Raw genomic sequence first — 12,781 nt, 5'->3', positions numbered from 1 at the left:
CGCCCTTCCCGACTTTCGTTTCGTTTGTTCCGTGTTGAAATGACGTATTAAACGAAACGATATGTGGCGGGCCGTTTGTCATGCCCGATCCAAACGACTTCGGCCCACGTCCAACACGTCGGACAAAGCGCCACGTGACGATCCGGCCGCCATCGTGTTGGCGCAGCGGCCGGGCAGGCAGGTGAGTGGGTGGGGTGTGACCTACCGGTCAGCTCAGGTCGAGGACCGCTTTGCCATGTAGCCGACGGGACAGCAGCGCCTCGGCCGCCTCACCTACCCGCGTCCAGTCCCCGCGCCAGGAGATGCCGGCATCAAGGGTTCCGGCGGCGACCCGGTGGGCCAGCCAGCTCAGGTCCGGGGACAGGTTCGTGCACGACAGCAGGAAGAACGAGGTGATCGAGCGGTTGTGGCGGCCCTGATCGCCGAAAAACGTTCCGAACCTGAAGGTTTCGTCCTGACCGGCCGCGTGACCGATCGCGACCACCGTGCCGTCCTGGGTCAAATGCCGGTAGGAATCCACGAGCTGGTCGCCGCCGATCAGATCCAGCACCCCGTCCACCGGAGCCGCCACATCGGCGGGGTCCGACAGGATCTCGGCCGCGCCGAGCGCTCGCAGGGCGTCGCCGTGCCGGACGGGGTCGCCGGTCGTGGCGATCACGTACGCCCCGCCGAGCCGGGCGAGTTGCACGGCGAAACGGCCTACCCCGCCGGTCGCGCCGGTGATCAGTACCCGCCTGCCCAGGATCGGGCCCAGGCGGTGCAGCGCCCGCAGCGCGGTCGCGCCCGCCACGGGAATCGTGCTCATCTCCCCCAGATCCGCGCCGTCGGGGACCACCCCGAGCAGGTCGGTGTCGACCGCGCGCAGCTGCGCCCACGCCCCCGCCGGACCGAGAGTGACCACGGGCGTCCCGACACCCGGGCCCGATCCATCGGCGGCGGCACGTTCGACGAACCCGGCCGCGTCCCAGCCCAGCACCGCCCCCGCCGGGGCATTGGCCAGCACGAAGCGGATTTCACCGTCGTTGAGCGAGGTAGCGGTGACGCGCACCAGTGCCTGATTCGGCGCCGGCTCCGGGTCGGGTACCTCCGCGACCCGCAACCCGGACTCAGCAGAGTGATCGACAACCAGTGCGCGCATGCGACAACGCCTTTCGGTTAGCGGAACGATGTGGACGAACACCGTCGAGAGCGACGACGAACCACAATGTGCCACTCAGTGGCAAAAGCTGTCAATAGGCAATAGCCGCTAACCGGCCGATGTTGGCTAGGCTGGTGACCATGGCTGATGCTGCGACCGACCGGCTGCCGCTGCGCGAACGCAAGAAACTACGCACACGGAAGGCACTGATCGACACCGCGCTGGAGTTGTTCACCGCCCGCGGTTTCGATAACACCACCCTCGACGAACTCTGCGACACCGTCGAGGTTTCCAAGCGAACCTTCTTCCGAAACTTCACCAGCAAAGAAGACGTCGCCATGGCGCCCCTGCAAGACCTGTGGGCCGTCTTCCTGGCCGAAATCGCCGACCGCGAACCCACCACGGGCCCCCTGCTGCAGGCCCTGCAGGACGCGTTGCTCGCTGCACTCGACCGCGTGGACACCGCCGACTGGGCCGATCGCGCTGCCCGGAGCCACCTCCTCGCCGCGGCCACCCCGGCCATGGCCGCACACAACCTGCAATTCTGCGACCGCACCATCGGGGATGCCCTGACGATCCTGACCGAACGCTACGACCTCGACCCGGGCACCGACCAGCGTCCCCGCCTGGCTCTCGATATCCTCGTCGCGGCCTTCCACCGCGCACTCGACACCTGGAGCACCCGGCCGGGCACGTCAACCCTCGCGCCCGAACTGGATGCCGCATTCACAGCCGTGCCGCAGGCACTGACCATGACACCCAACCCACGGTCTCCAGCAAACCCGCGGTGATTCACCCATATTGAAGCCACCCGCAGCCAAACCTCAAAGACGGTTGTAGTTCAAGCGATTTCGCTCACGTTGCCAATACTGTTCGCCTTTCTACAATGAAGAACGCACGTACCGGCGATCGAGATCAACGTCGCTCCTCCTTACGCCTCGGGGAACGTTCCCCGGAAACGGGTATCTCGCGACGGAGGTCGAAACATGACGGCTGAGCTGGTGGACCACCACGAGGAAGTGCCGCCTTCGCGCGGGACCGCGGCCCGGATGCGGCGGGCGTTGCGGAGGCAGCAGGTGATCAGCGCAGCCAGTACGCTTTTCGACTCCGCCGGGTATCACGCCGCCACCATGACCGACATCGCGGCGTTGGCGGGGTGGAGCAAACCCATTGTGTATCGGCAGTTCTCGGGGAAGCTCGAGCTGTATCTGGTCGTGCTGCAGGAACACATCGACAACCTGACGCAGTCGGTGGAGCGGGCGCTGTACTCCAACGCGACCAACCGGTACCGCGTGCAGGCTGCCGTGCAGGCCTACTTCGACTTCGCCGACCAGCAACCCGCCGGATTCCGGCTCGTGCTCGATCCCGACCTGTCGAACGAGCCGTCCGTGCAGTGGCGGATCGGGCGAGCCACGGACGCGTGCGTCAACGCGGTGACCGCCGCGATCGCGCACGACTCCGACCTCTCCCCCGTGCAGGCGCATCTGATGGCCTCGGGGCTGGTCGGGGCCAGTCAGTTCGCGGCGCGCTACTGGCTCGACACCGGGCGGAGCATGCCCAAAGCCGATGCCGTGGCCGGTGTCGTCACCCTGTGCTGGGGCGGGTTGGCGGCGGTGCCATTGCGGGCCGGCGAGGAGTCCGAACAGGCGGAGGTATTTTTCCCTACAGGGGAATAATCGCCGAAAAGCCTGCGGGCGAGTTCGATTCGGGTGTAGGCAGGAGTTCGGCCGGCGGTCCCGGCCGCCGAGCGAATGAGGTTCCCCATGTCATCGACTCCCTATCGGATCGTCCAGTGGACGACGGGAAATGTCGGCACCAGTTCCGCGCGGGCGCTGCTCGCGCACCCCGATCTCGAACTCGTCGGCTGCTTCGCGTGGTCGCCGGACAAGGTGGGACGCGACGTCGGCGAGCTCGTCGGCGGGCCACCCGCGGGCGTGGTCGTCACCGACGACGTCGACGCGCTGCTCGCGCTGAAACCCGATTGCGTTGTCTACAACCCGATGTGGTCCGACACCGAGGAGCTGGTGTCGATCCTGTCCGCGGGCGTGAACGTGGTGTCGACGGCCTCGTTCATCACCGGGCACAACCTGGCGGCCGACCGCGAGCGCATCGAGCGGGCCTGCGAACAGGGGCGGTCGACGATGTTCGGCTCCGGAGTCAGTCCGGGGTTCGCCCAACTGCTCGCGATCGTCGCGGGCACCGCCTGCGACCGGATCGACAAGATAACCATCGCCGAGTCCGCGGACACCACCTTCTACGACTCCCCCGCGACCGAGCGGCCCGTCGGATTCGGCCGTCGGATAGACGATCCCAGCCTCGCCGGCGCCGCCGAACACGGGACGGCGATCTTCGGTGAAGCCGTGCGCCTGGTCGCCGCCGCGCTCGGCACCGAGCTCGACGAGGTGCGCTGCGTCGCCGAATATGCCCAGACCACAGCGGATCTGGACCTCGGCTCGTGGACCATCGAGAAGGGCTGCGTCGCCGGGGTATTCGTGAGCTGGCAGGGACGCGTCGGTGACTCGACCGTCGTCGAGCTCACGGTGCGCTGGCGCAAGGGCCAGACCCTGGACCCCGACTGGAAACTCGACGGCGACGGCTGGAAGATCACCGTCGACGGCCGCCCCACCGTGAACATGACCGTCGGATTCCTGCCGCCCGCGGACTTCGAGGCCGAAACCATCGCCGACTTCATGGTTCTCGGGCATATCATGACGGCGATGCCGCCCATCCACGCCATCCCCGCGGTCGTGCGGGCCGAACCGGGCATCGTCACCTACGTCGATCTACCCCTGCCCCTGCCGCGCGGGATAGTGCGGGCACAATGACCGTTCGTGACCGAATCCCGCGGTAGGGGACGCCCGAACAAGATCGACCGCGAGCGGATTCTCGCGGCCGCGCGCGGGCTGGCGCCGGAAGCCGTCACCATGCAGGCGGTCGCGAACGCGCTCGGGGTGGACCGCAAGGCGCTGAACTACTACGTCAGCGATCGGCACGGCCTGCTCGAACTCCTCGCCCTCGACGCTTTCGAATCCGCTTTCCGCCGAGTGGATCTGCGCTCCGATCCCGACTGGCGCGGCGTGCTGCGATCCTGTGCCCGTGCGATGCGGGAGGCTTTCCTCAGCGTCGGCGCCCTGATCTCCTACGCCCGATTCGAGGGCATGACCGACATGGCGGCTCTGGGGATCATCGAGCAAACCCTTCGTGCGCTGGTCGACGCCGGTCTCGCCGTCGACGACGCCGGGCGAACCATCACACTGGTCGCCCGGCTGGCCCAGGCCGCAGCGCACGAAGCGCACAACGCGGCCCCGGGCTCGGGCACGCAGCAGGCCGGAGACATTCTCCGAGCCTTGAACGACACCGCGCACGAACAGTTTTCGCTGCTGTCCCGGGTGGCGAACACCCGCAGCACGCAGCCGCTCCCCGACGGGCAATTCGACTTCGAACTGACGCTGGTCATCACCGCCCTCGAAACCCAGCTGGGCCGGGGCGACCGGAGCCAACCGTCGCACGCGGACTACTAAGTTATCCTGAATTCCCAGCATGTAGATGTGCGAGATCACATCGACCTGAACGAAACCCACACATCTTTGCTGGTAATCGCCCTAGAAATCTCGCATTCCAGCGCCCCGGCGGCAACCCGCACGTTACCGTTGATTCTGTAGTGAGCAGGTTGCGGACCGAGGGGCATCGATGCACCACATCAGCGAATTCTTCGGGTTCGAGCATGCGCGGGGACACACCGTGTGGACACTCCCGGCCGCGTTCCAGGCAACACTGTCGATCCGGCCCGAGGCGGTCGCACTGCGCATCCCCGGCGGTGGCCGCGAGTTCACCTGGCAGCAGTACGGACATTGCGTGCGGCGAATCGCCGCCGGATTGTCAACGCTCGGTGTCGGATTCGGCGACACGGTGGCGATCATGCTGACCAATCGCCCGGAGTTCCATCTGATCGACACCGCCGCGCTGCACGTGGGAGCCACCCCGTTCTCGATCTACAACACCCTGCCGCCGGAGCAGATCGCCTACGTCTGCGCGAACGCCGGGAACAGGGTCATCGTCACCGAACGGCAGTTCCTACCGCGCATCGCCAAGGCGGGCATCACGTTCGCCCACATCATCTGCGTGGACTACGTCGGCCCGGGAGTGCTGCCACTGAAGCGCCTGATACGCGCTCCGGCACAGGGTTTCGACTTCGAGGCGACCTGGCGGCTGGTGCGGCCCGACGATCTGGCCACCATCACGTACACCTCCGGCACCACCGGCGCGCCCAAGGGCGTCGAGCTCACCCATTCGAACATCCTGGCCCAGCTCGCGGGGGTGAGCGAACAACTGCGCGCCGGACCCGATGATCGGATCGTGTCCTACCTCCCCGCGGCACACATCGCGGACAGGGTCACCGCGCACTACGGCGGGCTCGCCTGGGGACTACAGGTCACCTCGGTCGCCGACCCCCACCACCTGTCCGCGGCACTTCATGACGCGCGCCCCACCATCCTGTTCGGGGTGCCGCAGATCTGGCAGAAGGCCAGGGCCGCCATCGAGACCCGCATCGAGGGCGAGCCCAAGCGCAGCCGACAAGCGCTGGCGCGGTGGGCATTCGAGATCGGCGGTCACGCCGCGCACGCGGAAGCCCCGCGCGGCCTCGGCCGGCTGCGGAAGCACGTGCGGCGACGGGTGGCAGATCGCCTGGTGCTCGCCCGGATACGGCAGCAGCTGGGTCTGGACCAGCTCCGGTTCGCCGCCTCGGGCGCAGCGCCGATTCCGGTCCAGGTGCTCGAATACTTCCAGGCACTGGGCATCGAAATCACCGAGGTATGGGGGCTCTCCGAAGCCGCGGGCGTCAGCACCGCGACGACCCGATCCACCCCCGCGCTCGGCTCGGTCGGGACGCCGATCCCCGGAGCGGAGATCAAACTCGACCACGACGGGCAGATCATGGTCCGCGGCCCGATGGTCATGCGGGGCTACCGCGGCGATCTGGTGGCGAGCACAGCGGCCATCGACGCACACGGCTGGCTCGCGACCGGCGACCTCGGCACGCTCGACGCCGCCGGAAATCTCCGCATCATCGGGCGCAGCAGCGAGATGATCATCAATGACACCGGGAAGAACATCGCCCCGGCCTGCATCGAAAGCGGTATCGTCGCAGCCTCTTTCCTGATCGGGCACGTGATGGTGATCGGGGACGGCCGGCCCTATCTGACCGCGCTGGTGGCCCTGGACCGCGAGGCGATCGCGGCGGATTGCGCGGCGTCCGGGGTGCGGGTCGCCGACGTCGAGATCCTCTGCGCCCGGCCGGGCATCCGACGGCAGGTCCTCGAGGCCGTGCTCGCGGGCAACCGGCTGGTCTCGCGCCCGGAGCAGATCAAGCGATTCCTGCTGCTCGATCACTACTGGGAGCCCGGCTCCGAACAGCTCACGCCGAAGAACTCGATGCGCCGGCACGCCATCGAACGCTGCTACGAGGACGACATCGAGGCGCTGTACTCGGAGTACCCCGGGCCCGAGATCATCGACCTCGGACACCGGGACCGGGAAAACACGCAGCCCCGCAACACCGCCCAGCAATCATGAGCGGCGACGCGGGGCTCGTCAGGTCTCCGAACTGCGGGCGATGAGCGCCGAACGCAGGTGCCACAGCGCCGAGGGCACGGCCGGGTCGAGCCCGGTGAGCTGTTTGATGCGCTGCAGCCGGTAGTCGATGGTGTTGGCATGTATGTGGAGCTGGCGTGCGGTGCGGCGGCGATTGAGCTCGTTGGCCAGGTGTACGCGCAGGGTTTCCAGCAGGTCCGGATACGGATCGAGCGGGTCCAGCAGGGTGGCGAGCAGACGGCGAGCGGGTCCGGGGCGGGTCAGCTGATACTCCAGGGCTAAGTCTTCGAAACGATAGAGGCCCGGGGCACTGCGCACCTGCCGGATCAGATTCAGCAGCTCGTGCGCGCGCCCGGCGACATCGGGGATGTCGCGCACCGCTGACGGCGCGCATATCGCGGTCAGCGGGACCCCGGCCACGCCGGTCAGCCCGGCCAGGAAACCGTTCAGGTCGCCGGCGACGGCGGTCGGGCTCGGAATCAGCACGGTGCCGCCACCGGAACCGATCAGGGTCAGGATGCCGTCCGTGCGGCGGGTGGCGAGCTCGCGCTGCAATCTCCCCGCCGCCTGCCGGGCGGCATCGAGCATGACATGGTCCGGCCCGGCGGATTCAGCGGGAATGCGCAGCGCGAGAACGCAGTACGACTCGGCTATCCGCATTCCGCATTCGCGGGCCAACGCGTCGGCGCCGTGTCCGGCGAGCAGCGCGGCGGCGACCGCGTCCTCGATTCCGCGGCGCTCGCGCAGCACGTTCTCCAGTTCGGCGAGATACACCAGCGACACGGTGGTGGTCGCCCGGCCGAGCAGGGTGACGGCGCGGTCGGCATCGGCGGTGAAGCCCGGGAACTCAGACGGTCCGGTATGGGCGGCGAGTTCGCGCAGTGCGGTACCGAATCCGGCGTGAATGGCGTGCTGGATCGATTCGAGCCGCACACCGGCGCGGGCCCATTCGGCCACCAAGAATGCAAAACGGTTCAATTCCACTTCGCCCGAAGCGGGCGGTCGGGCCATCATCGCGGTCGCGAACTCGGCACAGCATCGACCTACGATGACACTCTGCGCGAGGACCAATTCTTCGATACTTTCCCCGAGATACGCTGGCATATCCGACGATTCGGAAAATTGGTCCATACTCCACCACGAATTCTGCTGTCGCACAGCGCTTTCACCGTGCGGCACGTGCTCCGTCCCGGCGGCCAGAGGCCACCGGATTGTGGGGTGTAGCTTGACACGCAACGCCGGTATCGCACAACGTTTCTCTGAAATACGCGGTAATTATTTACGACTCCACAGCTGCGGATCGTTCGTAACGATTCTCACATATCTGCCGCTCAAGACACTTTTTGTGATCTGATACAGACTTGCTTGACCTCCGTTTCAGGCCAGAATAATTGTTAACATATTGGCTCGACGCATTGAACAGACCACGGGCACTAGGTCGCCCACTCCGGGGCGATTGGTCGGGAGGCCAAGGTGCAAGACAACCGGTTGCCGCCGCAATCGCGGCGCTCGTTCATGAAATCGGCCGCGGCGGTCGGCGCCGGCGCGGCGGCCCTGGGAAAATCGGGCGCACCCGGAAAAAGCCGGCGAGCCGGGGCCACTCCCCGGGAAATCCGTGGCCATTTTCGGCGCGGGCCCGGCCGGCATGACAGCTGCTCACGAACTCGCCGGACGCGGTTTCGCTGACGGTATACGAGGCGCGAAAAGTATTGGGCGGCAATACCCGCCGGGCTGCAATACTTCCTCGGAACCCGGCGCGATCCATGGAAGCGCCATCCCTCTCCCCGCGCGCTGACGTCACCGACCGGCACTCGGGCAGCGGACACCGGAGACGCCCGTCCGGGGGCCATGACCGGCTGCTCCCACGGCGGCGTGGCCCCCGCACTCTTCCCGGACGGTCTACCGTCCCAATACATCCTGCCGAGAGCGCCTACACCGGCTCGGCGGGCAGCAGCGATCCGGCACGGTCGCGGCGGCGAACCCCGCCGCATCGATCGCGGACAACGGCGGTTCCGGATCCGGGGACACCGGCTCGGGGCTGGGATCGGCCGGCAGCAACGGCATTCTGGCAACCCTGGTCGCGGGCAGCACTCTCGGCTCGGGATTCGTCGGCGACGGCTCGAAGCAGGGCACGGCCCGAGACGCGTTGAGCGGCAGTGCCGGTGAAGCGCTGGAACTCGGATCCGCACCGGGGTCGCCCGAGAACTAGAAGAAAATTTTCACGGTCGTTCAGCTGCCTTGGCAGCTGGGCGATCGGCGTCCGCGGACCCCGATTCTTGGGCTTTCGCACTATTGCGAAAGCCATTCTTACGAATGAGATTTCATTTGTTCGCGCACCAAAAACCCGGCCTTGAACTCCCGTTTCCGGTGTGTCAAGATCACCCGCATCGGCTCGGGGGAGTCAGTCGATGATCCGAACACGTTGCGGGACACAGTCATCGGCGACTGGTCGACCGCTGCATCGAACTACTCCGAGGAGCAGCTGTGCGCACCATCGTCATTTCACGGGAAGTCCCGGGTACACCCGAGGCACTGTTCGCCACGATCACCACCCCGGCGACGTGGGAACACTGGGTCGCGACCCACAAGGAGTTCCTCACCACCCCGCCCGAGCGGCTGGAGGAGGGCGCGCGGTTCACCTGCGAGATCCTGCTGTACGGGATGGTCGAGGAGATCGAGTGGGTCGTCGCGAAACTCGACGAGCCCCGCAAGGTCCGGCTGTACGGCACCGCCCGGTCCGGCGTGCACTGCGACCTCACCTATTGGCTGACCGAGTGCGAGCACGGCACCGAGGTCACCGCCAGCGTCGTGCTGACCGGGACGACCCTGAAGGGGCAGGACGCCCCGCTGGTCGAGAAGCACAGCCATCAGCAATTGGACTGCACCCTGGGGCAATTGGGGGCGATGGCGGGCGCGCTCGCCAGCTGAGTCAGCGATCGGCGCGCAGCAGCAGCACCCCGCTCGGGGTCAGCCCGCCGCTGCTGGTGACCGCCACGCGGGCATCCGGGATCTGACGCGGCCCGCCCTGGCCGCGCAGCTGGAGAACGGCCTCGTGGATCAGGCCCATACCGTGGGTGCGGCCGTGCGAGAGCTGGCCGCCGTGGGTGTTCAGCGGCAGCACGCCGTCGCGGGCGATGTTCTTGCCGTGTGCGAGAAAGTCTTTCGCCTCGCCGATGCCGCAGAACCCGAGTGCCTCGATCCACGACAGGCAGTTGAAGGTGAACCCGTCGTAGAGTTCGGCGACATCGACGTCCGCGGGCCGCAGGCTGGTGCGCGACCACATGTGCGCGGCCTGGCCCAGCACCTGCGGCTCGTGGGTGAGGGTGCTCTGATCCCAGGCCAGGCGTTCGATGATCTGGGTGCCGACCGCCTCCACCAGGACCGGCGGCTGCGCCAGATCCGCCGCCGTCTCGCGAGCCGAGACGATCACCGCGACCGAGCCGTCGCAGGGGACGTCGCAGTCGTAGAGGCCGAACGGCGTGGTGATCGGCCGGGCGCCGAGGTAGTCGTCCATCGTCAGCGGGTCACGGTAGATCGCGGTCGGTTCCAGGGCGGCGTTGGCGCGCTGGTTGAGCGCGATCCAGCCCAGGGTCTCGCGGTCGGTGCCGTAGCGGTGGAAGTGCCGCTGCGCGTTCTGGGCGAGGGTGTGCGCGGCCGAGGTGGCCCCGAACGGGGCGATCCAGCCCTCGGCACGCGGCGCGGGCGCCGAAATCCGGCCGGCGCGAATCAGTTCCGCGTACGTCGACTCCCACACGGTGCGGAAGCACAGCACGTGCCGGGCCAGACCGGCCGAGACCGCGAGCATCGCCGCGATCACCGATCCGCCGGGGCCGAAGGTGTCCAGACCGCCGTTGTACCAGCTGGGCCGGATGCCCAGCGCCGTCTCCAGCGCGGTGACGCCGCCCTCGCCGAACGGCCCGGGCAGTCCCGGGCCCGGGTAGGTGGACAGGCCGTCGATGTCCTCGAGGCGCAACCCGGCGTCGGCGACCGCCGCCTTGGCGGCCTGCACGGTGAGCGAGAGCGGATTCACCATGAGGCGACGGCCGATCGGCGACATGCCGATGCCGGTCAGCGCGACCCGGTCCTCGAACTTCTCGCGGGTCGCCATGGGCCGCACGTGTTCCCGGAACGCGGCGGGTTCGATCTCGTCCGCCGGTAGCGGCGCGGGCGCACCGCCGCCGGGCCGGAACAGCGGCAGCCACACCCGATCGACCTGTTCGAAGACGACCTCCATCGCCATGCCCAGCGACAGATCCGCCGCCGCGCACTCGATCACGTTGGTGGTCAGGCGAACCCGCGGGTCCTCCTCGAGCGCCACCTGCGCGACCACGTAGGGCGCGGGCAGGCCGGGCAGGGCGAAGCGATGGTTCTCGGTGAACCCGATGAGGGTCGCGCGCCCGGACACCTCCCGCACGCCCATGTCCTCGCCGTGGCAGTAGCGGCAGACAGGTTGCGGCGGGTGAATGAGAGCAGCGCACCCTCGGCAATCCTGGATCCGGAGTTTGCCGTCCGCGCCGGAGGTCCAGAAGAATTCATTCTCGGGCGTCAGGGAGGGCACCGGTCGATGCGTGGCGGTCATGTGTACTCCGTTGTGTGCGTTGCCAGTTCGCTGAACAAGTGATTGTGTGTGGGTGCCGGCATGATTTATAGTCGGCTTTACTGTTAACCATTCATTATGGCTATGGCCAGGGTCGTTCCTGGAGTCGAAAGGAATCGCCATGGTTGCGAACGATTCGCCCGCGCCGGTCACCGGCCCGCTTTCCGGGATCACGGTGGTGACGCTCGAGCAGGCCGTGTCGGCGCCGATGTGCACGCGCACGCTGGCCGATTTCGGCGCGCGGGTCATCAAGATCGAGAACCCGCGCGGCGGTGACTTCGCCCGGGATTACGACGACGTGGTGAACGGCCTGGCCGCGCATTTCGTGTGGGCCAATCGCGGCAAGGAATCGGTCACGGTCAATCTCAAGGATCCCGCGGGCATGGCGGTCGTGCATCGCCTGCTCGGCGAGGCCGACGTCTTCGTGTCCAATCTCGCCCCGGGGGCGATCGATGCCCTGGGGCTGGGTCCCGCCGAGCTGAGTTCGCGCTATCCCGAGCTGATCACCATGGCCATAGACGGATACGGCTCCGGTGGTCCGCTGTCCCACAAGCGCGCCTACGATCTCCTGATTCAGGCCGAGGCGGGCGTCTGCGCGGTCACCGGGCAGCCGGACGCACCCGCCAAACCCGGGCCGCCGATCGCCGACGTGTGCTCGGGTCTGTACGCCGCGCTGACGATCATGGCCATGCTGTGCGGCAGGCACACCCCCGGCGCCGTGGCCACCTCGGGCGCGGCCGCGGTCAGCTTGTTCGACACCGCCGCCGAACTCATGGGATACGCGCTGAACTACACCCGGCACACCGGAACCGATCAGCAGCCCCTGGGCATGAGCTCCCCCGCCGTCGCGCCGTACGGGGCCTACCCCACCGCCGACGGGCACACGGTCGTGCTCGGGACGACCAACGACCGCGAATGGCAGCGGCTGGCCCGCGACCTGATCGGCCGAGCCGACCTGGCCGAGAACGCTCGCTTCGCGAGCAATGCCGGTCGCGTGCGGCATCGCGCCGAACTCGATGCCGCGATCACGGAATGGACCGCGCGACACGACATCTCCCGGATTCAGTCCGACGCGGACACCGTGGGCATCGGGAACTCGCGCTACAACCGGCCCAGCGATGTGATCGCGCACCCGCACCTGAGCGCCCGGCGACGCTGGCGCTCGATCGACACCCCGGCAGGTCCGGTCACCGCGCTGCTGCCGCCGCCGATCATCGACGGCTGGCAGCCGCCGATGGGCGCCATCCCGGCGCTGGGTCAGCACACCGATGCGGTGCTGGCGCACTTGGGCTTCGACGCCGGCGCGGTAGCCCGGCTGCGCGAGAGCGGCGCGATCGGTCCCGCCGCCGGGTGAGGCGGGCTGTCCGGCGCGGGCCCGCACGCGGGGCGGTGCACCCGCGTCCACGACACGGAATGACCGCGTCGATCCGATTCGATCGGCCCGCTGTGCACGG

The 12,781-nt window shown here is 67.8% G+C and carries 11 protein-coding genes; 8 read left to right on the top strand and 3 right to left on the bottom strand.

Annotated elements, in window-relative coordinates:
- Positions 1–208: 208 nt before the first annotated feature.
- Positions 209–1,138, bottom strand: a complete 930-nt coding sequence (locus ACFVBH_RS25705) for a zinc-binding dehydrogenase (protein WP_379005211.1) — start codon at positions 1,136–1,138, stop codon at positions 209–211.
- Between the two features lie 140 nt (positions 1,139–1,278).
- Between ACFVBH_RS25705 and ACFVBH_RS25700 the strand changes: the two genes are divergently transcribed.
- From ACFVBH_RS25700 to ACFVBH_RS25680, 5 genes are all read left to right on the top strand, one after another.
- Positions 1,279–1,929, top strand: coding sequence for a TetR/AcrR family transcriptional regulator (locus ACFVBH_RS25700; RefSeq protein ID WP_379005209.1), 651 nt, complete (start codon positions 1,279–1,281; stop codon positions 1,927–1,929).
- 195 nt (positions 1,930–2,124) lie between these two features.
- Positions 2,125–2,814 carry a TetR/AcrR family transcriptional regulator gene (locus ACFVBH_RS25695; RefSeq protein ID WP_379005207.1) on the top strand — a complete coding sequence of 230 codons (690 nt, stop codon included), beginning with the start codon at positions 2,125–2,127 and terminating at the stop codon, positions 2,812–2,814.
- Between the two features lie 87 nt (positions 2,815–2,901).
- Positions 2,902–3,963, top strand: a complete 1,062-nt coding sequence (locus ACFVBH_RS25690) for a dihydrodipicolinate reductase (RefSeq protein WP_379005205.1) — start codon at positions 2,902–2,904, stop codon at positions 3,961–3,963.
- 6 nt (positions 3,964–3,969) lie between these two features.
- Positions 3,970–4,659 carry a TetR/AcrR family transcriptional regulator gene (locus ACFVBH_RS25685; protein ID WP_379005203.1) on the top strand — a complete coding sequence of 230 codons (690 nt, stop codon included), beginning with the start codon at positions 3,970–3,972 and terminating at the stop codon, positions 4,657–4,659.
- Between the two features lie 169 nt (positions 4,660–4,828).
- The gene (locus ACFVBH_RS25680; RefSeq protein WP_379005201.1) at positions 4,829–6,712 is read left to right on the top strand and encodes an AMP-dependent synthetase/ligase; all 1,884 of its coding nucleotides are present in this window, start codon (positions 4,829–4,831) and stop codon (positions 6,710–6,712) included.
- Between the two features lie 18 nt (positions 6,713–6,730).
- Here the strand turns inward: ACFVBH_RS25680 and ACFVBH_RS25675 are convergent, their stop codons facing one another.
- On the bottom strand, positions 6,731–7,687 hold the full coding sequence (locus ACFVBH_RS25675; RefSeq protein ID WP_379005199.1) for a PucR family transcriptional regulator: 957 nt from the start codon (positions 7,685–7,687) through the stop codon (positions 6,731–6,733).
- A gap of 558 nt (positions 7,688–8,245) precedes the next feature.
- Between ACFVBH_RS25675 and ACFVBH_RS25670 the strand changes: the two genes are divergently transcribed.
- Positions 8,246–8,416 (top strand): hypothetical protein, encoded by a 171-nt coding sequence (locus ACFVBH_RS25670; protein ID WP_379005888.1) that lies wholly within the window; start codon positions 8,246–8,248, stop codon positions 8,414–8,416.
- 798 nt (positions 8,417–9,214) lie between these two features.
- Positions 9,215–9,658: an SRPBCC domain-containing protein gene (locus ACFVBH_RS25665; protein WP_354984284.1), complete on the top strand. Its 444-nt coding sequence runs from the start codon at positions 9,215–9,217 to the stop codon at positions 9,656–9,658.
- 1 nt (position 9,659) lies between these two features.
- Here the strand turns inward: ACFVBH_RS25665 and ACFVBH_RS25660 are convergent, their stop codons facing one another.
- Positions 9,660–11,309, bottom strand: coding sequence for an OB-fold domain-containing protein (locus ACFVBH_RS25660; protein ID WP_354984285.1), 1,650 nt, complete (start codon positions 11,307–11,309; stop codon positions 9,660–9,662).
- 139 nt (positions 11,310–11,448) lie between these two features.
- Between ACFVBH_RS25660 and ACFVBH_RS25655 the strand changes: the two genes are divergently transcribed.
- On the top strand, positions 11,449–12,681 hold the full coding sequence (locus tag ACFVBH_RS25655) for a CaiB/BaiF CoA-transferase family protein (protein WP_354984286.1): 1,233 nt from the start codon (positions 11,449–11,451) through the stop codon (positions 12,679–12,681).
- Positions 12,682–12,781 lie beyond the last annotated feature (100 nt).

Source organism: Nocardia sp. NPDC057668 (assembly GCF_042799795.1).
In the GTDB taxonomy this organism is placed as follows: domain Bacteria; phylum Actinomycetota; class Actinomycetes; order Mycobacteriales; family Mycobacteriaceae; genus Nocardia.
Note: the sequence above shows the minus strand (reverse complement) of the source record. Positions and strands in the feature narration are given on the sequence as shown.